The organism is Rhodobacteraceae bacterium M385, assembly GCA_025141835.1.
Lineage (GTDB): Bacteria > Pseudomonadota > Alphaproteobacteria > Rhodobacterales > Rhodobacteraceae > Gymnodinialimonas.
Genome location: CP081102.1, coordinates 2,242,866 through 2,266,648 on the forward strand (window position 1 = coordinate 2,242,866; position 23,783 = coordinate 2,266,648).

Annotated in this window: 23 protein-coding genes; 9 read left to right on the forward strand and 14 right to left on the reverse strand. The window is 58.9% G+C overall.

Annotated elements, in window-relative coordinates:
• Positions 1-36: 36 nt before the first annotated feature.
• Complete coding sequence (locus tag K3728_10910) at positions 37-1,257, reverse strand: amino acid ABC transporter substrate-binding protein (protein ID UWQ94242.1); 1,221 nt, start codon at positions 1,255-1,257, stop codon at positions 37-39.
• Between the two features lie 175 nt (positions 1,258-1,432).
• On the opposite strand from K3728_10910, the gene K3728_10915 reads away from it, so the two are divergent.
• On the forward strand, positions 1,433-2,314 hold the full coding sequence (locus K3728_10915; GenBank protein ID UWQ94243.1) for a helix-turn-helix transcriptional regulator: 882 nt from the start codon (positions 1,433-1,435) through the stop codon (positions 2,312-2,314).
• Between the two features lie 128 nt (positions 2,315-2,442).
• Here K3728_10915 and urtE read toward each other — a convergent pair whose 3' ends face one another.
• The 5 genes from urtE to urtA all read right to left on the reverse strand — a co-directional run bounded on the left by urtE (position 2,443) and on the right by urtA (position 8,349).
• Positions 2,443-3,144, reverse strand: a complete 702-nt coding sequence (gene urtE / locus K3728_10920; GenBank protein UWQ94244.1) for an urea ABC transporter ATP-binding subunit UrtE — start codon at positions 3,142-3,144, stop codon at positions 2,443-2,445.
• Between the two features lies 1 nt (position 3,145).
• Positions 3,146-3,886, reverse strand: coding sequence for an urea ABC transporter ATP-binding protein UrtD (gene urtD, locus K3728_10925; GenBank protein ID UWQ94245.1), 741 nt, complete (start codon positions 3,884-3,886; stop codon positions 3,146-3,148).
• On the reverse strand, positions 3,883-5,046 hold the full coding sequence (urtC, locus tag K3728_10930; protein UWQ94246.1) for an urea ABC transporter permease subunit UrtC: 1,164 nt from the start codon (positions 5,044-5,046) through the stop codon (positions 3,883-3,885). The genes urtD and urtC overlap by 4 nt, the downstream gene beginning before the upstream one ends.
• A 3-nt stretch (positions 5,047-5,049) precedes the next feature.
• Positions 5,050-6,960 carry an urea ABC transporter permease subunit UrtB gene (urtB, locus tag K3728_10935; protein UWQ97521.1) on the reverse strand — a complete coding sequence of 637 codons (1,911 nt, stop codon included), beginning with the start codon at positions 6,958-6,960 and terminating at the stop codon, positions 5,050-5,052.
• A gap of 123 nt (positions 6,961-7,083) precedes the next feature.
• Positions 7,084-8,349 (reverse strand): urea ABC transporter substrate-binding protein, encoded by a 1,266-nt coding sequence (urtA, locus tag K3728_10940; GenBank protein UWQ94247.1) that lies wholly within the window; start codon positions 8,347-8,349, stop codon positions 7,084-7,086.
• A gap of 129 nt (positions 8,350-8,478) precedes the next feature.
• On the opposite strand from urtA, the gene K3728_10945 reads away from it, so the two are divergent.
• The 5 genes from K3728_10945 (at position 8,479) to K3728_10965 (ending at position 13,424) form a co-directional block, all read left to right on the forward strand.
• Complete coding sequence (locus tag K3728_10945; protein ID UWQ94248.1) at positions 8,479-9,372, forward strand: LysR family transcriptional regulator; 894 nt, start codon at positions 8,479-8,481, stop codon at positions 9,370-9,372.
• A 56-nt stretch (positions 9,373-9,428) separates the two neighbouring features.
• Entirely contained in the window at positions 9,429-10,433 is a 1,005-nt protein-coding gene (locus tag K3728_10950) for a ligase-associated DNA damage response exonuclease (protein ID UWQ94249.1), read from the forward strand.
• Positions 10,430-12,019 (forward strand): ATP-dependent DNA ligase, encoded by a 1,590-nt coding sequence (locus K3728_10955; GenBank protein ID UWQ94250.1) that lies wholly within the window; start codon positions 10,430-10,432, stop codon positions 12,017-12,019. Before K3728_10950 ends, K3728_10955 begins: the two co-directional genes overlap by 4 nt.
• Positions 12,020-12,123: 104 nt before the next feature.
• Positions 12,124-12,639, forward strand: a complete 516-nt coding sequence (locus tag K3728_10960; GenBank protein UWQ94251.1) for a hypothetical protein — start codon at positions 12,124-12,126, stop codon at positions 12,637-12,639.
• A gap of 182 nt (positions 12,640-12,821) precedes the next feature.
• Positions 12,822-13,424 (forward strand): class I SAM-dependent methyltransferase, encoded by a 603-nt coding sequence (locus tag K3728_10965; GenBank protein ID UWQ94252.1) that lies wholly within the window; start codon positions 12,822-12,824, stop codon positions 13,422-13,424.
• Between the two features lie 112 nt (positions 13,425-13,536).
• On the opposite strand, the gene K3728_10970 is transcribed toward K3728_10965, so the two are convergent.
• Positions 13,537-14,082: a YaeQ family protein gene (locus K3728_10970; protein ID UWQ94253.1), complete on the reverse strand. Its 546-nt coding sequence runs from the start codon at positions 14,080-14,082 to the stop codon at positions 13,537-13,539.
• Positions 14,083-14,262: 180 nt separating this feature from the next.
• Between K3728_10970 and K3728_10975 the strand changes: the two genes are divergently transcribed.
• Complete coding sequence (locus K3728_10975; GenBank protein ID UWQ94254.1) at positions 14,263-15,909, forward strand: FAD/NAD(P)-binding protein; 1,647 nt, start codon at positions 14,263-14,265, stop codon at positions 15,907-15,909.
• Positions 15,910-15,993: 84 nt separating this feature from the next.
• Here K3728_10975 and K3728_10980 read toward each other — a convergent pair whose 3' ends face one another.
• The 6 genes from K3728_10980 to K3728_11005 all read right to left on the reverse strand — a co-directional run bounded on the left by K3728_10980 (position 15,994) and on the right by K3728_11005 (position 21,222).
• The gene (locus K3728_10980) at positions 15,994-16,815 is read right to left on the reverse strand and encodes an alpha/beta hydrolase (protein ID UWQ97522.1); all 822 of its coding nucleotides are present in this window, start codon (positions 16,813-16,815) and stop codon (positions 15,994-15,996) included.
• 70 nt (positions 16,816-16,885) lie between these two features.
• Entirely contained in the window at positions 16,886-17,926 is a 1,041-nt protein-coding gene (locus K3728_10985) for a TRAP transporter substrate-binding protein (protein ID UWQ94255.1), read from the reverse strand.
• A gap of 42 nt (positions 17,927-17,968) precedes the next feature.
• A complete protein-coding gene (locus K3728_10990) occupies positions 17,969-19,258 on the reverse strand; it encodes a TRAP transporter large permease (protein ID UWQ94256.1) in 1,290 nt (429 codons plus the stop codon).
• Complete coding sequence (locus K3728_10995; GenBank protein ID UWQ94257.1) at positions 19,258-19,746, reverse strand: TRAP transporter small permease; 489 nt, start codon at positions 19,744-19,746, stop codon at positions 19,258-19,260. The genes K3728_10990 and K3728_10995 overlap by 1 nt, the downstream gene beginning before the upstream one ends.
• 34 nt (positions 19,747-19,780) lie before the next feature.
• A complete protein-coding gene (locus K3728_11000) occupies positions 19,781-20,854 on the reverse strand; it encodes an aldo/keto reductase (protein UWQ94258.1) in 1,074 nt (357 codons plus the stop codon).
• A complete protein-coding gene (locus tag K3728_11005) occupies positions 20,851-21,222 on the reverse strand; it encodes a TIGR04076 family protein (protein UWQ94259.1) in 372 nt (123 codons plus the stop codon). Before K3728_11005 ends, K3728_11000 begins: the two co-directional genes overlap by 4 nt.
• 83 nt (positions 21,223-21,305) lie before the next feature.
• Between K3728_11005 and K3728_11010 the strand changes: the two genes are divergently transcribed.
• Positions 21,306-21,953, forward strand: coding sequence for a GntR family transcriptional regulator (locus K3728_11010; protein ID UWQ94260.1), 648 nt, complete (start codon positions 21,306-21,308; stop codon positions 21,951-21,953).
• Positions 21,954-22,086: 133 nt separating this feature from the next.
• On the opposite strand, the gene K3728_11015 is transcribed toward K3728_11010, so the two are convergent.
• Complete coding sequence (locus K3728_11015) at positions 22,087-22,986, reverse strand: EamA family transporter (GenBank protein ID UWQ97523.1); 900 nt, start codon at positions 22,984-22,986, stop codon at positions 22,087-22,089.
• A 77-nt stretch (positions 22,987-23,063) separates the two neighbouring features.
• On the opposite strand from K3728_11015, the gene K3728_11020 reads away from it, so the two are divergent.
• On the forward strand, positions 23,064-23,558 hold the full coding sequence (locus K3728_11020; GenBank protein UWQ94261.1) for a MarR family transcriptional regulator: 495 nt from the start codon (positions 23,064-23,066) through the stop codon (positions 23,556-23,558).
• Positions 23,559-23,783: the final 225 nt, after the last annotated feature.

A 23,783-nucleotide genomic window follows, 5' to 3' on the forward strand; every position in this document is an offset into this window, starting at 1 on the left:
GACAGGGCCCGGCGGAAAAGCGTGGCCGTGGCGGGCCTATTCCCAGCCAGACCGAGGGATCACCGCGTCTGAGGCGCCCTCTGCGTCGCTGGGGTTGACCGCCCGGAACGATCCTTCCTGCCATTGACCAACCCACCACAGATCCCGCAGTTGGTTATCTTCCAGCGTGACCTCTCCGATGATCGTCTCAAAGGAGCCAGTCGAAAGCTCGTTCGCCAGTGCCCCGTGATCCAGTCCAACACGCTCGATCGATTGCGCCAGCATTTCCAGCGAGGCATAGGTCACTGCCGAAGCCCAACTATCGGGGGGGCTGCCGACGAACGCCGTGTGATCTTCAAAATATGCAGCGATTTCAGGGGAATCCGGGTTCACGCCGCCAATCGACATAACCCCTTCTTCCTGACCCTCTGCGATGCCGGGATAGATCGGGAACGCGCCGCCGACCCCGATGTAGAACACCGGCGGGTTATACCCCATTGACCGGGCCGTGCCGGTGATCCCGAAGCTGCCGGGCGGGTAGGAAAAGGCGATGAAGCTGTCAGCGCCCGAATTTTGCGCCTCGCTCAGGATCGCGGCGAAGTCAGAGGTCCCCAGCGGGTAGGTTTCGTCATAGACCAGCTCAAAACCTGCCTCTTCAAATGCGGGACGAGCGCCGTTAATCAGGTCGATCCCAAAACCATCGGCCACGGAAACAACCGCCACTTGGTTATTGATCGAACCCGCCTCTTGGGCTGCCGACAGGACTTCTACCAGACCTTCTGCATAGTCGCTGCCACCGCCAAGCATCCAATAGCTCCGCTCCCACCGGGCGGCAAATTCCGGCGCGCGGTCCGTTACGGCTGTTACCGCCAACTGCGGGTAGCCAAAGCGGTCAAACAACGGGGCCACGGCAAGGTTCGCCCCGGTGCCCCAAGGCGGCAGAATAAGGTCTACCTCGTCATGGGTCGCGAGCCGCTCAAACGCCCGCACAAGGTCTTCGTTCAAAGAGCGGCTGTCGTATTCCACGACCTCAATCATGCGTTGGCTGCCATCGGGCATAGTCAGCCCCCCGGCGGCATTCACATTATTCACCCACAGCTCATAATTAGGGATCGTGGTGATCCCGGCCCCGGTGGCATTTGCGCCGGTACGCGCCACGGCGTAGCCGATGGTAATCGCGTCGTCTTGGGCATGGGCGAGTGTAGCCTGCATGGCAAGCGCCGAGGTCAGGCCGATCGAAATCGCGCGCCAAGTGGCGCGTTTGGTCATCGTATTCATGGTATCCTCCCTAACTCCGGCACACCTGATGTCAGCGGGCCGAACAGAACACGCGATCCATTCCCTGCGCGTTCTTCACCACCGTAGCCCCAAGGTTCGGCACAAAAAATGTATTTTTCAGTCTAATAATTGTACTTTTCTTGACGTTCCGATGCGCAGGGTCCACCCTAGCCCCATGCGAACCACGTCCCCTTCTTCCCCACAGGATCGACGCCTATCGGTGCAGGAAATCCGAAGCCCCCTCACCCGCTCGGCCTATTTCCTGTCGGCTGGTCGCGCGCAACTCTTGCTGATGTATGCCGGCGAGGCGCATTTGCGCCCGACGGGAAGCCAAGGGGACACGGCGGCTTCCGGGGCCTCTGGTGCCCGTGTCATCTGGTTGAATGACGGAGCAGACCGTGAACTGGTCGTAGAGGGCGGCACGCGGGGACTTCTCGCCTTTATCCCCCACGACGCGGTCATGCGGGCCTTTCCCGCCACCCCATTGGGAGAGCATATGCGCGACACCCTAGCTCAGCCCCTTTCCCTCGGCATTGAAGACACAAGCAAGCTATCGGGATTGATCGGGGACATCCGTGAGGAATTGGCAAGCGGTGCGCCGGGCGTGGATTTGGCGGTGGATCACCTGCTGTCACTGCTGCTCCTGCGGCTTTGGCGCCATGCGCGCAGCTACCTTGTGGCCTCGGGCAGTGCGCCGCAACGGCTGGCGGAACGCTTTATGCTTTTGGCAAGCCGCCACGCACGCGACCAATGGCGCGTGGCTGACTACGCAAAAGAGTTGAACGTAGACACCGACCGCCTGCGCGCCGAAATCCGGCGCAGCACAAATCTGTCGCCCAAAGCCTATCTGCAACGCGAGCTCCTGCGCGAGGCCTGCGATCTTCTTACCAACACGGGCATGACAACGGGTCAAATCGCGTTTCATCTGGGGTTTACCGATGCGGCGTATTTCTCTCGGGTGTTCAGCCAACAAATGGGCAGCCCTCCGGCCCGCTACAGGCGCGACCAAGCCTCCGCATTGCCAGCCGAAGAAGCGTCGTTTGCGGCATGGCCGTAAGGCGCGGGTGGTCCTGAACCCGAGATGGCCCGGATCTGCCTCCACGTTCTGAAGAGGTGCCGAACGCCCAAGAGAGGCCCACACCGCAGCGAGGGGCAGCCGCCTCGACCATTCCAGCACTGGCGCCGTTAGGCGTTCAGGCTAAAGGCGTCTTGCACGGCGGCGCGTGTCGTCTGATCCTTTCGGGCCGCGAAGGATGTGGCACCGCGGTTCAGGACATAGAATTGATCGGCAAGGTCGTAGGCGAAATCGAAATACTGTTCGACCAAGATCAGGGCCATCTGCCCTTCTTCACGAAGTTGCCGGATCACGTCGCCGATCAATTGGATGATATTGGGCTGAATGCCTTCTGTCGGCTCGTCCATCAAAAGCAACTTCGGCTTGGTCACCAGCGCACGCCCGAACGCCAGTTGTTGCTGCTGCCCCCCCGACAGGTCACCACCCCTTCGGTGCTCCATGTCTTTGAGCACGGGAAACAGATCGAATATCCGGTCCGGCACGAAACGCTCATCCTTGGGTAAACAAGCCAGCCCGGTTTCGAGGTTTTCGCGAACCGTCAGCAAGGGAAAGATCATCCGGCCCTGCGGCACATAAGCGACGCCCATCTGCGCGAGGCGATGGGCCGATTGAACCGGCAGCGTTTGCCCGTCCAGCACGACATCGCCGCCTGATCGCGCATGGGTGCCCGCGATGGCGTTCATCAAAGAGGTCTTGCCAACCCCATTGGTGCCCATGATGCAGGTGACTTCGCCCTGTAGGGCTTCGATAGAAATGCCATTCAAAATCTGGCTGCCGCCGTAATGAAGGGTCAGGTCGCGGGTTTCCAACATGTCAGCGCCCCAAATAAACTTCGATGACACGCTGGTTGGCCATGACGTGATCCAGTGACCCTTCCGCCAGAACAGAGCCTTCGTGCAGAACCGTTACCTTGCAATCAAGGCGACGCACGAAATCCATGTCGTGTTCCACCACAACCACCGCGTGGTTTTTCGCCAAACGCTTCAGCAGCGATGTCGTATGATTTCGTTCTTCCGTGGTCATCCCGGCGGCAGGTTCATCCACCAGCAACAGCTTGGGATCTTGAGCGAGCAACATACCGATCTCCAGCCATTGTTTCTGGCCGTGGCTCAGCGATCCGGCCTGCTGGTCCAGCACATCGGTCAGGCTGATCTCTTCTGCCAGTTCAGCAATCCGGGTTCGGTCCGCCTCGGTCACCCGATCCAGAAGCGCGGCAACCGGCCCGCGGGGTTTCTTGAGGGAGACCCGCAGGTTGTCCCAAACCGATTGCTGCTCGAACACCGTGGGGCGTTGGAATTTCCGCCCGATCCCGGCCTGCGCGATCTGCGCCTCGGACATCGACAGCAGGGAATGGCCCAGATCACCCCACCGAACTGTGCCCTCATCGGGGCGTGTTTTGCCGGTGACGATATCCATGAAGGTGGTCTTGCCCGCACCATTCGGGCCGATCACCGCGCGCATTTCCGACTGCGCAATGGCGAAGCTAAGGTTATTGATCGCCTTGAACCCATCGAAGGAAACAGAAACGCCGCTGACTTCTAAAATCGCGCTCATGATTGCTTCTTTCTGTCGAGAAGATCGACCAAGCCGCCAAGCCCTTTCGGGGCGAAAAGCGTGACCAATACGAAGCCCAGGCCAAGCAGAACCGGCCACCAGTCGACCCATTCGATGGTAAAGAGGCCAAGGTTCACATCAGGCGCCCGCCCGCCAGTGAAATAGGTGGATAACAGTGAGACAAGCGCCGCGCCAATGACCGCGCCGTACAACCTGCCGCGCCCGCCGATGGCGACCCAAACGGCAAGGTAGATCGAGGCGATTGGCGCGATCTCATCGGGGTTAATGATGCCCGCTTGCGGGTAGTAGAGCGCTCCGGCGATGCCGCACAAAATGCCCGTCAGTGTGAAGACGAACAGTTTGAACACCTCGACCCGGTAGCCAAGGAAGCGGACCCGCTGCTCATCATCACGGATGCCGCGCACAATGCTGCCGAATTTACCGGAAACCACCCAGGCCGCCGCGACGTAGCTAAGGCCAAGCGCCAAGGCGGAGGCCCAGAAAAACCAGACCGATATCTGATCTTGCCCAAAGCGGTCCGCACCGGGGATATTTTGCAGGCCCGACAACCCGTTGTTGCCCCGTAACCCGGTGTCGTTCTGGAACAGGTACAGCGACAGCGCGAGGGTAAAGGCTTGGGTCAGGATCGACAGGTAAACGCCCGTGACACGGCTGCGAAAGGCAAGCCAGCCAAAGACCAGCGCCAAGGCGCCCGGCACCAGTACGATCAACAAGAGCGTCAGGAACAAGCTGCCCGAGGCCGCCCACATCCACGGCCACCCTTCCGCGCCCACGACGCTGAAAATCTGCAACGCGGTGGCGTCGCTGACCTCTGCTTGCGTCGGTGGAATGACGGCGGCCTCAAGGTTGGCGCGCACCACGGCCTCGGTCCGGGCTGTCATCAGCCACATGCCGATCACATAGCCCCCCACCCCGAAAAAGGCGAAGTGGCCGAGGCTGAGAATACCGCAGTACCCCCATACAAGGTCCATCGCCAAAGCCGCGAGACAAAGGCACAGGGTCATGCCCAACACCTTGGTAAAGCTGACCGAAATCAAGCCCGCGCCGTAAGCCTCGGACATTACGGTGACGCCGATCGTGAAGAGGGTCAGAAGGCCGATGAAAATCGGGACAGAGCGGTTGCGCGTGAAAACTTGCATGCCTCAGTCCCCCGCCGCGCGGCCTTTGAGGGCGATGATCCCCCTGGGCCGGAACTGGATGAACAAGATCACGAAAAGGATCATGTAGGTTTGGGCGGCAAGGGTGTTGGACGGGTTCAGCCATTCAATCGCCTTTTGCAGGCTGCCGATCATGGTCGCGCCGACCAGGGTGCCAAACACATTGCCCACGCCGCCGACAACAACGGTCATGAAACTTTGCACGATATAGCCCGAGCCCATATCGGGCACGACTTGTGAGAACAGGCCAATGGCCACCCCGGCGATACCCGCAATGCCCGACCCCAGACCGAAGGTCAGCATGTTGATGCGGTCAGGGTTGATCCCCATGGATGCCGCCATACGCGGGTTTTGCGTGACCGCGCGCACCTCCAGCCCCAAGCGGGTGCGGTTCAAGATGCCCCACAAGAGCAAGAAGAAGACGACGCCCAACAAGAAAATCCCGATACGGATGGAACTGATGGCGAGCACATCGTTCACCACCACCGACCCGGCCAGCCAATCCGGCGGCGTCAGGGGGCGGGCCTGCGTGCCGAAGATCTGACGCACGATCTGCTGCAACGCGATAGAGATGCCGAAGGTGGCGAGCAGAGTTTCCAACGGGCGATGATACAGCCACCGGATCACGCTACGCTCCATCAACACGCCCGCTGCAAAGGTCACTGCGAAGGCCAGCGGGATCGCAATGGCAATCGACAAAGTGTAATTGGAAACAGCGGTTTGCACGACGTAGCCGGTATAGGCGCCCATCATGATGAATTCCCCATGGGCCATGTTGATCACGCCCATGACGCCAAAGGTAATCGCCAGCCCGATAGCCGCCAGAAAGTAGATCGACGCCAGCGAAATCCCATCGAGCGACAGGTCGAAAAACCGGAACACGCCGACGTTGAATTCGGTCTCGCCCAATGCCTCATTCGCGGCATCGGTGATGTTTTGGTCCGGTTCGCGATAGATTTCGATGAACTGGTAGGCCGCCAGTGATGCCGCGATGTCTGCGGCGGTCGGGGCAGGCTCGGCAAGGCCCTCGGCCACCAGCGCGGCATAGGCTTGGTCGCGGTTGGCCTCGGTATCCAAAGTGGCCGTAGGCAGCCCCCCTACCCGTCCGTCCACGACATTGGCCGACAAAACCGCCAAGCGGTCCGAGCCGGGGATGAGCGCGGGGGCGAGACCTTCGTCCACCAACATCTGATAGGCCGCATCAACAGACAATTCGCCAGAACCCGGCGTAAGAATTTCCGCGATGTTGGCCCCTTCGGGTGTCTCGGCGTGGACCTCTAACTCGGTCGCTAGAAGTGGGTTCAGCGTGGCCCGTGCCCCGAGGCTGACGTTGCCCGCAAGGCTTTGGATGGCGGCGATACGCTCGGCCTCATCCTGCGCAAAGGTAATGACTAGACGGGGCAGAATGATCGCCAAACGGTCTTGCAACTGGGGATCGGTTTCGGCCTCTAGCCTGGCACGCAGAAGCGGCAGATGGCTGGCATCGGGCCGGTTCTCGATGGCGTCGAGCGCGGTGGCCCGTTGCAACGGGTCCTCGGCGGCCACTTGGAACTGCACCAATGCGCCAGAAATCACCCGGCGCACGCCGCCATTGGGGCGCAGTTGCGTCACCTCTCGTGATGTGGCGGTGCCAAGGGCTGCGCCCGTTGAGATGTCGATTAGGGTCAGCGGGTCCGCGTCAGCGTCTTCGACATAGACAAATACCCCGTCGCTATCGCGTTGATAGACCTCGCGGGCTTCCCATCGGGAAAGGAACTGCGGCACCATCGCCAAGCCACTTTCCGAGAGGATATCCAGAACCTCCTGCACGGTACGTCGCGAGGGGTCAGCGACCATTTCGGCATTGTCTTGGAGAAGCGCTTGCAGATCATCCTGCGCATGAACTCGCTGCGGCATGGCTTGGGCCAGGCAAAGGGCGAGAACGACAGCAATGGTAAGTCGGATCACGGTCTATCTTCTTTTCTTGAAGGTCTATGCGGGCCGCGACGAACGCGGCCCGCATGTCTTCCCCATAGGGGCTTAGTAGTTGGACTGGATCTGAACGCAGGTCTCGGTTTCGGTGTTGTACATGCCACACTCCAGGCCCGGCCAATCGGATACCAACACGGCGCTTTCGGGCAGGAAGTCTGTCCAAGCATCGCCTGCAACCGGATCGGTTTGCGAGATGATGGTGAACTGACCGTCGGCCTCGATCTCACCGATCAGCACGGGTTTGGTCAGGTGATGGTTTGGCAACATCTCGGCGATACCGCCGGTCAGGTTAGGCACCTGAATGCCGTACATCGCCTCGCGCACTGCATCGACGTCGGTGGTGCCAGCGGCCTCTACCGCCTGAACCCACATGTTGAAGCCGATGTAATGGGCCTCCATCGGGTCATTGGTCGGACGTGTGTCATCGCCGATGAACTCATGCCAAGCGGAGATGAATTCCTCATTCGCGGGGGTGTCTGCGGACTGGAAGTAGTTCCAAGCGGCCAGATGCCCCACCAAAGGCTCGGTATCCAGACCGGCCAGTTCTTCCTCGCCCACCGAAAAGGCGACAACGGGGATGTCGTCGGCGCTGACGCCTTGGGCGGCCAGCTCATTATAGAAGCCGATGTTGGCGTCGCCGTTGATCGTGGAGATCACGCCGACCTGTTGGCCCGAGTCGCCAAGGGCCACCACGTCAGACACGATGGAAGACCAATCGGAATGGCCGAAGGGCGTGTAGTTGACGAAGATGTTTTCCTGCGGAACGCCGGCATCCAGCAGGTATTGCTCGAGAATGCGGTTCGTCGTGCGGGGGTAGACGTAATCTGTCCCCAGCAGCGCGAAAGATTCGACGCCCAGTTCTTCAAGGAAGTAGTCCACCGCAGGGATCGCCTGCTGGTTCGGTGCCGCACCTGTGTAGAACACATTGCGCGAGGATTCTTCGCCCTCGTACTGGACCGGGTAGAACATGAGGCCGTTCAATTCTTCCAGAACCGGCAGCGCCGATTTGCGTGATACGGATGTCCAAGCACCGAAGATCACATCCACTTCGTGAACCGTCAGCAATTCGCGGGTGCGTTCCGCAAACAGGGGCCAATCGGATGCCGGGTCAACGACAACGGGGACGATTTCTTCGCCCAACAGACCACCGGCGGCGTTTTGTTCTTCGATCAACATCAACATGACATCGCGAAGCGTCGTTTCGGAAATGGCCATGGTGCCAGTAAGAGAGTGGAGGATGCCGACGCGAATTTCTGCGGATGCAGCATGAGCAGTAACAAGCGACAAGGCGCTGGCTAGAAGCAGCTTTTTCATAAGTGTCCCCAAGGTTGGAAAGTAGTTTCTGCAGGTGCAGCATGAAGAGACGAGAAAAGGGTGGTGTTGTCTGCCATTAAAATTGCGCTACCGTGTTGCAATATTTGCACCACCTTGGCGGACCCGTTGATGCGACACCTAAAAATCTACCGTGCGATCCGATTAATCGCGCGTGCGGGCTCTATTCGGGGCGGTGCCGAGGCGCTGGCGATTTCCCCCTCAGCGCTCAATCGCGCCGTTCAGGCCTTCGAGGAAGAGATGGAAGTCGCGATCTTCGAACGGATTCCCGGCGGCGTAAGCCTGTCATCGGCCGGAGAGTTGCTTCTGGATATGATCGAGCGGCATCTGACCGAATTCGACAATCTGCAAAATCAACTGACAGAGTTGCGCAACGGGCTGAGTGGGACATTGCGGCTTAGCCTTGGGGCGGATTTGGACGCGGGCCTGGTGCCCGACGTGATGGAAGCCTTCGAGGCCGCCTTCCCCGGTGTCTCGCTTGAGGTGCTGACCGACGACACCACCCAAAGCTTGCTACAGCGCGGCGTTGATCTGGCGATTTTGACCAACCCCAATGTCGACGATGCCGTGGAGGTTGTGCTGTCTCAATCCGTGCCTCTCGCCGCGCGGCGTGCTGGTCCGGGCGATAGGCCACCTGTTTCCGGCCTATGGGACATAATCGACGACAGGCTGATGCTGCCGCCCCATGGCACAGGCACACGGACGGCCATGGGCCACGCCTTGCGACGACATCGGTTGAAAGAGGGCGTCACAACAACACTTTCCGCAGCTCAGATGTTGAAACACAAGGCGGGCGCTGCGTCGGTTTGCATCGTTCCCGAAATCGCGCTTTGCGATGATGGCAACACGGCACCGTGTGAGCGTTTGCAGCTGTCGCTCGGGAAGGTGCAGTTTGCCGTCGTCCGCTCTGTTCGGGCCCCACTGATCCGGCCCGCGCAGGCATTCCTCACGATATTGGAGCGGGAATTGGACCGCGTGTCTTCCTCCGACGCAGCCGTCCAATGAATTGATCCGACATGGGGACGCTTGAAAATAGACGCCCCCGCGTTATTTCGCAGTGTATGAACGAGGTTTTGACCTTCACCGAACGGGGCATTTATTGTCCTGCTGGCGATTTTTACATTGATCCCTGGCGCCCGGTGCCTCGGGCTTTGATCACCCATGGGCACGCCGATCACGCCCGCCCAGAAATGGGCCGCTATCTGGCCACCGAAGCTGCGGCCCCTGTGATGCAGCACAGGTTGGGGGAAGGCGCCCGGATCGAGACCGTTTCATACGGCGAAACCCGCCAGATCGGCGGGGCGACAGTGTCTTTCCACCCCGCAGGCCATGTGCCCGGATCGGCTCAGATCAGGGTCGAAGTTGCGGGGCAGGTCTGGGTCGCCTCGGGGGACTACAAGACTGTGGACGACGGGTTATCGGAGGCATTCGAGCCCGTGAAATGCCACGCTTTCATCACCGAAAGCACCTTTGGCCTGCCTGTGTTCAAGTGGACCCCGCAGAATATCCTGACGCAGCAATTGAACGACTGGTGGGCGGCGAATGCTGCGGCGGGCCGTGCCTCGATCCTGACCGCCTACGCCCTTGGCAAGGCGCAACGCCTGATGCGCTGCGTCGATGCTTCAATCGGGCCAATGTTGACGGTCACGGCGGTGGAAAACACCAACGCAGTTCTGCGCGCACAGGGGATCGCCCTGCCCGACACCACACAGATCACCGAAGATGTCAGTGCCAAAACCCACCCCGGCGCGCTTATCATCGCCACCCCCGGCAGCACCACGCAACACTGGGCGCGGCGGTTCCCGCAGGCGGCGACGGCCTTTGCTTCGGGTTGGATGGCCCTGCGCGGCGTGCGCCGCCGGCGCGGCACGGATCGCGGGTTTATCGTCTCTGATCACGCGGATTGGGGCGGTTTGAATGCGGCGATCAAGGCGACGGGGGCCGAGAAAATCTTTGTCACCCACGGCTACACTGGCCAGTTCCAACGCTACCTGTCCGAACAGGGCTACGACGCCCTTGTGGTGTCGACTGAGTACACCGGCGACGACACCGAGGAGGCGACATGAAGCAGTTTGCCGCCCTTTACGCCCGCGTCGATGAAAGCACCAAAACCACCGTAAAAGTCGCGGCGCTGGCAGACTACCTCTGTGAGGCATCAGACACCGACCGTTTGTGGACCATCGCCCTGTTCACAGGCCGCCGCCCCAAGCGCGTAATCTCGACCACCAAACTGCGCCTTTGGGCGGCCGAGGTCGCGGGCCTGCCCGATTGGCTGTTTGACGAAAGCTATCACATCGTCGGCGATCTGGCCGAAACCATCAGCCTCGTGCTGCCCGAACCCTCCGACCCGCAAGATCACAGCCTCACCCACTGGATCAAAACACTCGCCCACCTGTCCACCCTCGACGATGATGCGCGCAAGGCGGGGATTTTGGCGGCGTGGGATACCCTCGCCCCCGATCAACGGTTCTTGTTCACCAAACTGCTGACGGGCGGTTTTCGCGTCGGCGTCAGCGCCAAGTTGATGACGCGGGCGCTGGCGCAGGTCACGGGGCAGGACGTCGCCGCGCTGACCCATAAGCTCATGGGCAAGTGGACGCCGCAAACGACGACGTGGGCTGCGCTGATCGAGGCGGATGACCCCATGGCCGACCTGTCGCGCCCCTACCCGTTCTACCTTGCCCATTCCGTCGATGACCCGGCGGAGCTTGGCGATCCGCCCGACTGGCACGCCGAACGCAAATGGGACGGCATTCGCGGGCAATTCATCACCCGTTGCGGCGAACACCACATCTGGTCGCGCGGCGAAGACCTTATGACAGATCGATTTCCCGAACTGGCGCAGCTGACCGATTACCTACCCGAGGGCACGGTGATTGACGGCGAAATCCTCGCCTTTGCGGACGATATGCCGCTCAGCTTCAACGCCCTGCAAAAACGCATCGGGCGAAAAACAGTGCCGAAGAAACTGCTGGCGGAATCGCCGGTAATCCTGATGGCCTATGATCTGCTGGAACAAGACGGCACCGACATCCGCGACACCCCCTTTGGCGACCGCCGCACCGCGCTCAAGACCTTGCTTGCCGACGTCCCGCCCGAGGCCCCCATCCGCCTGAGCCAAGAGGTTCCCTTTGACACATGGGATACCCTCGCCGCCGAACGGAAAGCATCGCGCGCGCACAACGCAGAAGGCCTGATGATCAAACGCCGCGCCAGCCCTTACCTTGCGGGGCGCAAACGCGGCGATTGGTGGAAATGGAAGATCGACCCGCTGACCATCGACGCGGTGATGATCTATGCGCAATCGGGCAGCGGACGGCGCGCCAATCTGTTCACCGATTACACCTTCGCCGTCTGGAACGGGAACGAGCTGACCCCCTTCACCAAGGCCTACTCCGGCCTGACCGATGCGGAGTTCCGACAGATCACTGCTTGGGTGCGCAAGAACACCCTCAACAAGTTTGGCCCCGTGCGCCAAGTCACCCCGCACCATGTGTTCGAGATCGCGTTCGAAGGCATCCAAGCCTCTCCGCGTCATAAATCGGGCGTCGCATTGCGGTTCCCGCGGATGCTGCGCTGGCGGCACGACAAACCCGCGTCAGAGGCGAACACGCTGGACGATCTGAAAGAGATGCTGGCCACCTACGGCTAGCTAAGCGAGACGGAGCGGCCGTTGCACGGAAACGTTGTTACAGCTATTCGAGCATACTTAACATCGGCTCGCTTGTGGCGTTTGTAATATCTGAGTAATTTCTGATGCTTAACTTCCAATTAGACGAATTTAATAGAACAGTTATCATCGGGAACACTGCATCAGGAAAAAGCTGGCTTGCAAAACGTATGGGCAAAATGCTGGCTTTAAATATTGTCGATCTTGATCAAATACATTGGGTTGATGGGAACTATAACCGCAAAGAATCCGCGCCAGTCGCTATCACGAAGATATCTCAAAGAGCCCAAGAAGATCGTTGGATTATCGAAGGCGTCTATGGGTGGTTGGTCAGTCCAATCATTCTTCGTGCTACGTGCCTAATCTGGACCGATATTCCGTGGTCCGAAAGCCGCAAGAATCTGCTTTTGAGAGAGACAGATCGTGGATCAACTGGCAACTTTGAAGACTTAGAGGCTTGGTCAGGAGACTACTGGAACAGGAAATCTGCTTCATCCTACGGTGCCCATCTTGCGATTTATAAAGGTTTCAAAGGCTCCAAGTACCGTTTAACGAACATGAAGGAAACTTCCGCTTTTGCCGACCGGCTCGCGCACATTTGAAGAAGTTCAGGTCGGTAGGTTTGGGCTCTCTGCCGCCCTTGGGACTGGTGCGACAACCGGTGAAATTCCGCCTTGGTCAACGTCTGATTATCGCTCTATGGAATGTAGCAGACGCAACTAGTGCACTAAAGACCGAAGCCATTTAACAACGGCGCCGTGCAGGAACAAAGAACGAGCAAAATTTGAAGCAGCCAGCGAAAGAGCTCCGCATTGACTTCGTCGAAGGTCCGGTCGCCCATCGCCTTCGGTTCGGTGGTGGGCGTGGGCAAGATTTACCCAAAGCGATGGGGCTGCGCGGTGGCAAGACGCCCACGATCATTGATGCGACGGCCGGTATGGGGCGCGACGCATTCCTGTTGGCGTCTTTGGGAGCGCAGGTCACTCTGATCGAACGGTCAGAAAAGATGCACTCCTTGCTTGCTCAGGGCATGGAAAGAGCAATAAGCGCCGGGGGGCAGATGCGGGAAATTATTGACCGCATGACCCTTCTGAAGGGTGATGCTTTGGATCTGATCCCTGATCTGTCCGGCGAAGCAATTTTGATCGACCCAATGCATCCCGAACGGAAAAATTCTGCCCTGGTGAAACAAGAACTCCGCCAAGTCCGTGAGATTGTAGGAGCCGATGAAGACGCGGGTGATCTTGTGCGCTTGGCGATCAAACATGCGAGTAAACGCGTGGTGCTAAAGTGGCCAGCCAAAGCTGATCCGATTGCAGGCGTGCCGAAATGCAGCCACCAAATCATTGGCAAAACAACGCGCTATGACGTGTTTATGGTCGGTTGAGCGCCTCAGGCGTCGAAGTGGGTGACCGCAGCTATTGGGGCGATGTTAACAGTGGCGCACCTTCCGTGGCAAAACGTGATGGCCACGGAGTGAGGCGACGGAGCGATGAACGCTATGCCGCGCCCTTCAATGTTTTGGGCGTCACGTAGACGACGCTTTCATCGACACTGACCATGACGTCGCCGTCTTGAACATTCACCTGAAGCTTCATCGCGCGGCTGGCCAGTTTTGCCAATGCGCCAGTGTCGGCTTCCGAAAAACTGACGACGTGCAGATTGTCGAAACGGGTGGTGGTGTTGCGGACCTTGTCCCACCACATTTCGGCAACCCTGCCCCCATAGGGATAGACGATGACTTTCCCAGCTTTGCCGCAGGACTGGCGCATGACCTTCTCGCTCGGCAACCCAAGCGCGACCCAGACGTCGATCTCTCCGCTTAGGCTCTTTTGCCAGACGTCCGGTTCATCGTCCGTCGATAGTCCCTTGGTCATCTCCAAGTGTTCATGGGCATTTAGCGCGAAGGCGAGAAGGCGCACCATCAGCCGTTCATCTGTCTCAGAGGGGTGCTTTGCCACAGTGAGCTTATGGGTCTCATAATAGTGGCGATCCATGTCAGAGACCGTAAGCTCAATTTTATGAATGGTGGCATTCTGCGCCATGATCTGTCCCGCTTATACAAAGATCGCATGGCCTACCCTGTCCGGTGATCATTGGAAAGCAGATACGGCGTGCCGGGCCGGAACGCGGTGACATGGCCGGGCTTGGAATAAACTTTCGCTCCCAAGGATCATTTCCAGCCTTCGCGCGTTACCGAGTGGAACCTCAGAAAGGGCGCCCCCGTGAAAACACCAACCCGAACACTCGCCGTTATAGGATTCGGTCCGCGCGGCCTTGGCGCGCTAGAGGCTTTGGCGATTGATGCCATGAAGCGCAAAATCCGCTTCAAGATCGACATTTTCGACACCCTCGATGCTTTGGGCGCAGGGCCAAACTTTCATCCCGATGAAGACCATTTGTGCATTCTTAATATCCCCGTTCGTATCCTCGATATCGACCCGCCTGATTGTATGTCCGATCATATCGCGCCTTTTGCCGACTGGTCCGCCAATGACTACGATGGCGACGATTTCCCGCCCCGTTCTGATTTGGGCGCTTATCTTGAAGCCCGGTTTGCAGCGCTGTGTGAAGCCACGAAGGATGTGTTTGACGTCACCCACATCAGGTCCAAAGCGCACGATCTGAAGCAGGATGATGGTTGGCACATCAAGACGCAGAGCGATCAATATGGCCCCTACGACGAGGTTCTCTTGTCCCCCGGTCAGCCAGCGACGAAGCTGGACCCTCAGATGAAAAAATGGACAGATCATGCCGAGGATCACGGTCTTGATCTTCTCCCGTCCTATCCGGGCACAGACCTGTTGGAGGCTGCAAGCGGCTGGCACGATAAGACCGTAGCGATCCGTGGATTGGGGCTATCGACCCATGATGTGCTGCGGATCTTGACTATTGGGTTGGGCGGGAAATTTGACGGCGGCTGCTACATTAGATCGGGTCGCGAGCCGCGCAGGATACTGCCCTATTCGCGCGACGGCCTCCCCCCTGCGCCGAAGCCCGCGACGGCTGCAATCGACAGGCGGTTTGACCCGACACAAGGTGAGGTGGAAGCCTTCAAAGCCGCGTTGACGCAGGCCGTGGGCCAAGGTCCCGACGGTGCATTGGAAACTATATGCGCGGCTTTAATCCCCCCAACCTTGCGCATACTTGACGCATGCAACGGTGCGCAGTCCAGGCAGGCGGTGGCGCAATGGCTTTTCACCGAACGTAAGACGCCAGGTGCCCAGGACATTCAAGACACCATCGCTGCCCTGCGCATCTCGATTGAAATGGCGCATCAGCGTATCCCCCCATCCGTCGGCTATGTGATTGGGCAAATCTGGCGCAAAATGCAGAATGAACTTCGCAGTGGCGTCAACAGCGCCGTTCTTGCGTCCGACACCGCCACCGCAATCGTCGGCTTTGATGAAGCCTTAAAACGTTACAGCTACGGCCCGCCCGTCGCGGCGTCCGAACAACTTTTGATGCTGATCGATGATGGGTTGGTGAGCCTACAGGCCGTGGACGATCCCGATATTCTGATGGAGCCGAAGGGCTGGCGACTGATCGAAGGAGATGCTGCCCTACTCGCCCCTGTTATGATTGATGCGGTACTGCCCAACCCGAGTTTAGAGACCATCGTGGCCCCTTTGATAGAGGGCGCACGGGAAGAGGGGTTGATTACAGCTGTGGCCGAAGGCTTTGGGGCGCAGACGCGGCCCGACGGGTCACTTGTGGGACGCGATGGGGCCGCGCAAACGGGCCTGTCTCTGCTTGGCCGCCTGTCTTTGGGCAGTGTCATTGCCACGGACTCCCTGCACGATTGTTTCGGCGCTTCAACCCATCGATGGGCGGCTGGCGTCATGGACCGCTCGACGCGTCAGGCGCAGTAGAGGCCCCATGGCTATGGCTCTGTTGACCAATTGGCACAACGGAATGAACCGTTCCGACACGGCCGAGGCCGCGAGGGGGCAAGCTTAAAGATAGAGTCGGTGGATCTGGTGACTGGGGTCAGCCAAGCCATCACAAATGTCGAAGTGGTGTTTGTCGGGTTCTTCCCAAATAGCCACCTCTGCGCCGAGACCCGTCCAAACGTTGGCGAGAAGTTGGTTCTGGCGCAGAAATTCGCTCCGCTCACTTCCCCCAACCCAACAAAGTACACGCAGGCCCTCGGGCGGCGTTAACAGCGCAGGGCTTTCACGCATCGCCTCCTCCAGATCCAGGCGCAGACTTTCATTCATTTTAAGGCGCAGGAAGGGACGCAGATCACTGAGGCCAGAGATTGGAATAACCATCGACAACCGCGCACGCGTCGGCTCGGATAGGGAAGACCCCTTCGCCGCAACGCGCGCAACCAGATGGCCACCAGCGGAATGTCCCGCAAGCACGATAGGCCCGGAAATGCGCTCGGCCGCAGTATCAATCGCTTGGGCTATCTCCTGCCCGATTTGGGTGATGCTCGCCTCGGGGCAAAGCGTATAGCCGGGGACCGCGACAGCATATCCATTGGCCACCGCACCAGCGGCAAGATGGGACCAATAGCTGCGGTCGAGCGAATGCCAATATCCACCGTGAACGAAGACAAACAGCCCCCGCGGCGTCCCTTCAGGCATGAACAAATCATACCGTTGACGGGCACCGTCCCCGTAAGGCTGATCAAGTGCGGCACGGCCCTGCGTATTCATGGCACCGCGAAAGTCAGCGGCAGGTCCAACCCAAGCGTCCGGCCACCTGTCACTGCCATGGATGTGGGTTGAATTGGAATAAGCGCGATCCCAATCGTCGATCTTATGAAACACGGTCACGGCTCCGCTACTTAAGTTTTAGGGAGGAAAGTGGCAGGGCCGCGGTGGCCCTACCTTGAGTTGTTTAGTTGCGCGACACACCAAGCTCTTCTGCTACGGCGTCCAACTGTTCCTGGTAGAAACCCCAAGCGGCCTCGGCGTCCACACCACGCTCACTTGCGGCTTCAACCCATTGGCTCTGGATCGGTGCCAGAAGTTCCTCCATGCGAGCCAAGTCTTCTCCCTCCAGTTCGTGACGGGTCAGACCGCCTTCAATCAGGGCTTCGGAAGACGTCGCATTGTGCTCCTGCCAAACCGCGGCAAAACGGCTGACCATGGCCTCGCCAGACAAGGCATCAATTGCGGCTTGATCCTCTGCGCTGATGCGGTTCCAAGCGTCCTCATCCACCACCATGAACTGGCTGGAGGCCGCGAAACCGCCGGGGACCGTGAACACAACAGGCATATGCTCGGTCATGTTGAAGTCCATGACCGTGCCGTAGGTCTGGAACATGCCATCAATAATCCCACGAGAGATCTGGTCGTAGGCTTCCGTCAACGGCGACGAGATCGACACAAGTCCAAGCTCCGTCGCGATTTGCTCCACGATGGCGCCGGGGACCCGAATACGCAGACCGTCGAGGTCGCCGATCTCTTCCACGCCTGTGCGGGTGAACAGCTGGTAAGACCCCGGCACCCAAAGGCCCAGAAGATGCGTCCCTTCATGCTCATCCGCGCCCATGAAGTACTCTTGATAGGTGCGCCAGTTGGCGATCGAGTTCACCTGCGCGTTCTCGGCGGTGAAGGGCAATTCGACCATCTCCGTCAGCTTGAATCGCTCGGGCGTATAGCCATGGACGGCAAAGGCAATGTCGGCGACGCCGTTGCGAACCAAATCGAAATGCGCACCCGGCGCGCCGAGTGCGGGCAAAATCTGAAGCGTCACCCGTCCGTCGGTCGCCTCCGCCACATCTGCGGCCCAAGGTTCGATCATGTCCGTGACGATCGGGTGCGTGGGCGGCAGCCAGTTCGAGAACCGCAAGACCACGTCCTCGGCAAAGGCGGCGGTGCCGCTGGCCAGCAACGCAAGGCCCGACAGGGCGGCGGTGAAAGTTCTTCTTTTCATTGTATTTTCTCCTTGTTGAGTTGGTTTTTTATGGGTGAAACGTCACATCAGTCCGGGAAACCATAAGGCCAGCGCAGGAATGAGGATAAGCAACAGGATGCGGATTGCATCGGCGATGACGAAGTAGGTGACCCCGGCAAACATCTTGCGCAGCGGCACCTTGGGCAGAACCCCTTGCAGAACGTAGATGTTCATCCCCACAGGCGGCGTAATCAGGGCCACCTCGACAAGGGTGACGACAACGATGCCGAACCAGACCGGATCGTAGCCGAGGTGCAGGATCAGCGGGAACGTGATCGGAATTGTCAGCAGAAGCATCGACATGCTCTCCAACACGCATCCAAGGATCAGGTACATCGCGACAATGACCAACATCATCGCCCATGCAGGAAGCTCTAGTCCGGTGACGAAGGCGTTCAGCTCTGCGGTGAAGCCCGCGACATTGATGAAGTTGCCGAAGACCTGAGCCCCCACGAGAACGAAGAAGATTGATGCGCTCATGATGGCCGTCTGGCCGAGGGTGGCCAGAAATGTGCGGAATGTGAGCTTGCGCCGGAGCGTTGCAATCGCAAGGGCACCCACGGCCCCTACCCCGGCGGCTTCGGTCGGAGTGAACAGATTGCCGTAAATGCCGCCGATCACCAAACCAAACAGCAAGACCACAGAGCCAACCGAGCGCAACGCCAGCAGCCGCTCAGTCCAGCTGCTGCGCTCACCCGCTGGTCCGGCATCGGGGTTGAGCGTGGTGGCAAAAACCACAGCGCCGACATAAAGCACCGCGCCAAGAAGACCCGGGATGATACCTGCAATGAACAGCAGGGCAATATCGGTTTGGGTCAAGATGCCGTATACGATCAGCACGACACTGGGCGGGATCATGATCCCCAATGTTCCGGCAGCCGCGATAGATCCGGCGGCCAGAGAGTCATCGTAGTTGTAGCGTTTCATCGACGGGTAAGCGACGCGCCCCATCGTGGCAGAGGAGGCTAGGCTTGATCCACAAACCGCCGCAAACATACCCCCCGCAAGCACCGTGGAAATTGCCAACCCGCCGCGCCGGTGGCCTACGAATTTATAAGCGAGATCGAAGAGCTCCTTTGAAATCTCGGCTCTGCTAATCAGGTTGCCCATCAACATGAACAGCGGGATCACGGACATGTTGAAGTTGTGAACGGTCCGGTAAGCGGTGTCGGCCGCCATATACCCGGCCGGGCCCCAGTCAACGATCCAGGCGAAGCCTCCGACGCCAATGGCCAGCATCGCCAGCGCAATCGGCACCTCAAGAAACAGCAGCAGGAAAAGCAGCGCCAGCGCGCAAAGCATGATGGTCATCAGAGTTCCCCAATCCCATCAGGTGCCGCGTCTTGGCGACTGAACAACGTGGCCACCGCCGACACGGCGCACATGGCCGATGCGAACCAGGCAAAGGGTGCCAAGGGGAACCCCGCAAATATAGCCCGCGCCCCATTGGCATTCATCTGGTTGCCCAAGCGGAACAAATGCCAAGCGAAGAAAGCGAAGACGAGGACGCCGACACCCCGGCTGACAATCGTGAAAATGAGCCGAAGCCAGCGGTGTTGATCCGCCAGTTTCCCGAACAATGTCACGCGCACATGTTCTTGCCGCAAAGTCACCAAGGGAAGGGCCGCAAACACCATCGCGCCAACGGCGATCTCTGTGATCTCGTAAGCCCCCGGAATAGGGCTGTTCAGACTGCGAAGGATCACATCCGAGAACGACACACCCATCAAAATGATGATGCACGCGGAGGTGAGCAGCATAAGCGGGAACAGCAGTTTATGCGCGATCGCGTAGAGCATCACGCCCCCCCTTCGGTAGCGCCAAGTCCAATAGTCATTCAGCAAACACCTTGTCAGCAGGGTTGGTGTTCAGGTTGTACTTCATGATCTTGCCGTGGCGCCCGCCCCGATCCCCTTCCAGTCCATAGACGGGACCACTGGGCCCGGCGGCCTGATCCAAAACCGCATCGATGGCCGCGCGATCCGCGTCGTCGAGGGCGAAGTTGAAGATCTCTAGCGTTTTGGGCAGATGCCGCGCGTAGCGCGCACCGACGATGGCGGCGGCAACTTGTGGTTGGTCCAACACCCAGCGCGAAGACACGGCGGCAAGCGACACCCCATGTTTGTCCCCGACGGCCTTCAACGTTGCCATCAAAGTTTGGAACAGCTCCCAAGGGCCAAATTCGTCGATAATCAGTCGGTACTTGATGAGGCTTCGGTTTTCGAACTCGAAACCGGGATCAGGCTTGCCGAGCCAGGCATCGGTCAGAAACCCGCCCGCCAAGGTGCCATAGCACAAGATCTGCACATCGCGCTGCGCACCCCATTCCGAGAAGGCTCCCGCAGGGCGTCGGTCGAGAATAGAATATTGCACCTGCGCCGAGACCACATCGAAATCGGCATCAATGAAGCGGTCCATCACCGGCCAATCCCAGTTCGTCGTGCCGAGATTGGCAATCTTGCCCTTGCGCTGACACTCTTTCAGAACATCGAGCGCTTCAACCGCATTGCCGACGCTCATGTCCCACCAGAAGAATTGCACCAGCGGGATTTGCTCAATTTGTAAGCGCTGAAGTGACCGATCAACAATCGCCTCAACTTCGTCGGGGCGGATGTCAGATAAGCGGCCAAGATCAGGAACCAGCTTCGTGTGAACCATGACGCGGTCCGCCACCTCTGCCCCGCGACGACGGCGGACGTCGGCAATGAAATGACCGATCATCTCTTCGACGCCCTTATAAATGTCTGCGCAATCGAAGGTGGTGATACCGGCGTCCAGAAACGCCTCCATATCGGCAATGGCATCCTCACGGCGCACCTCGCCATGGTCGCCCGCCAACTGCCAGCCCCCTTTTATGACGCGCGAGATGCGGTGGCCCGGTCGCAGATCAGCGGTTTCAACGGTCATGCTTCGTCCTTCCAATAGGGTGTCCCGCGCTGATCTGGCAGCCCGGTCGTAGCTGCGTGGGAATACCAGCGGCGTTCTTCACGCACGATGCGCAACCGCCCGCCGCAATGGGGGTCAGGGCACGCAACTTCAGCGTCAGTGGTCATCCAGTCATCTGCGTCTGTCTCCCGCTGCTTGGCGGGCAGAAGCGGAAGAACTGACGCAAGCGCGAACATGGAGATCTTGGACGGACCATCGAAAACTAGGTTCTCCCCAACAACGCGGAAGGACTCTCCCTCGACATGTCGGCAAACCGGTGCGCGGCCCTCCAAAACGGTCTCAACCCTTAGATCGTAGAGCCAAAAACCACGTTCTCCGCCTTCTTCCATTGATTAGCCTTTCGCGCTTGACCGATTCCACTGTGATGTGTGATATTTTATCAACGATACAGTCTGGACCTGTCAAGAATGTCATGAGCACACCAACAATTGCCCGCCTCGATCCGCTAAAACTGCGCGAAAATGTGTACTTCTCACTGCGAGATGCCTTCACAAGAGGCGACTTTGCACCGGGCGACGTGCTCAGTTTGCGCAATCTGGCCGATCAATTGGGTGTCTCGATGACACCGGTTCGAGAGGCTGTCCGCCGCCTCGTGGCAGAGGGCGCTTTGGTCGATACGCCCTCACGCACGTTAATGGTGCCGCCCTTCGATGCCCGCCGTGCCGCCGATCTAAAATCGGCACGTCTCGCGTTGGAAAGCCTGGTTCTTGAACAGGCAATGGACCGTATCACACCCGCTGACATTGATGCGCTGGAGGCGATCTTAAAGCGCCCAAAGACGGGCCCTGAAACTTTGCCGGACCTTGTGACCAACCACGACTTCCACCAGACGCTCTATCGCTGTAGCAAATCTGAAGTTCTATTACCGATGATCGAGGCGCTGTGGCTCCAATATGGCGCCTATTTGAACCTGATTATCAACCGCCCCACGGCAAGCATGATTTCGGAACATATGCACCATGAAGAAATCCTGTCGGCCCTGCGGACCGGTGACAAAGACAAGGCGCAAGCGGCCCTTGCGGCCGACATCACGCGCTCTTTCCATGTCTTGATCCCTTAAGAAGACGGCAAGATTCGAGTGCCGTCAACGACGGCAGGTTCGGGATCAGAAGCTTTTGGCCACGCAAATAGGGCAAGTCGTCCTCCGGTTATGTCGGCGCGGTTAAACGCTATTCTTTCAAGCAATCTGGTCATCAGGTCCGCGCTGGTATGGACGGCCCTGCCCGCTTGGAGGAACCGGGAACGAGGCGTTGTGCATGTTGGCCGATCCATACGCTGGCCAACACCATGACCATACCGATAGCCTGCCAGTGATTGAGTGCTTCGCCAAGGATTGCCCAACCCAACAGGGTTGCTGCAACGGGGCTCATCAGGCCGAGCGGAGCCACGGTCGATGGGCCAAGGCGCGCAATGCCGCGAAACCATAGGAAATATGTCACCGCGCCACCGATCAAACCCAGATAGACAAAACCAAGAACAGCGCCGGCATCAAGAGGTGGCAAAGCGGGCTCGCCCCAGAGCGCAGCCGGAACCAAGAGCAAGCCACCGGCAGTCAACTGCCAAGACGTGAAGGTAAGTGCTGGCACAGCCGGTTGCCATTTCCGGGTCAGTACAATGCCAAACGCCATGGATATCGCGCCACCAAAGGCCGCCAGAAGGCCGATCCCGTCCAACGCCGCGTTTGGGGTCAGAACCAAAAGCCCTACCCCAAAGACACCACCCAGACCGGCAAGGACGGCAACAGGCCGGATGCCTTGGTTGAGCATGAGCTTTGACAGGTAGAGAACGATCAAGGGCTGAACTGCGCCCACCGTAGCGGCAACACCGCCCGGCAATTCGTAGGCTGCTACAAAAAGCAACCACCAGAAGATCGAGAAGTTGAGTGCCCCAAGCACGATGGAGCGCAGGACCCAAACACCCTTCGGCATGACGCGGGTGAACAACATCAGCAGGAGACCAGCAGGGAGCGCCCGCAGCATAGCAGCTGTCATTGGATACCCGTCCGGCAACAACTCTGTCGCGATAATGTAAGTGCTCCCCCAGACGGTGGGTGCGAGGGCTGTCAGCAACAAGTCAAATGTGCGGGGCATAATGCATCCTCCTTTAAATCTTGACGTCAAGATAATTGGATATCTCTTGATGTCAAGATAAAGACCTATAAGATGGGACTATGGATGCTGTAGATAAAATTCTGGAACAGTGGCGACAGGCACGGCCCGACCTGAACGTTCGCTCAATGGGTCCGATTGGGCGCATGTCCCGAGTTTCACATGGCAACGCCCGCCGGATGGGCGAGACCTTTGCAAAACATGGACTTAACCCCGCCGGGTTCGATGTTCTGGCAACGCTGCGCCGTTCGCCCTCACCCCACGCGCTCTCGCCCGGTGATCTCATGGAAGCCATGATGATTACATCCGGCACGATGACAAACCGCATCGAGCAACTGGCAAAAGCAGGCCTTGTCACTCGAACGTCTGATAAAAATGACGCTCGGCGCGCGGTCGTGAAACTAACGACCAAAGGCTTCGACGTGATCGACGCTGCAATTGCGGATCACGTTGAAACCCAAAATGGCCTTTTGGCTGGGTTGAGCGAGGAAGACATCAGGCTGCTTGACGATATCCTGAGAAAGCTCCTGCTTGCTGCCGAAGATACCTCATCATGATTGTCTCAAGCGACCTCTCCTGCTGAAGCAGTAGGTTCAAGTAGGCCGACTTCAATAAAGCAGCGTCGTCGTATTCGGCGTCAAATGCGACTTCGCAGTGGCGGAGCGTCGTATCGAATACGGGCCCCGATACATACTGTCTGTTCAAAAGCAGGCCGACTTCTGGTTCCTCGAAGAACCGCTTCGGCATCCCCAAGCAACGGCAAGAAGGTCACTCTGACTACA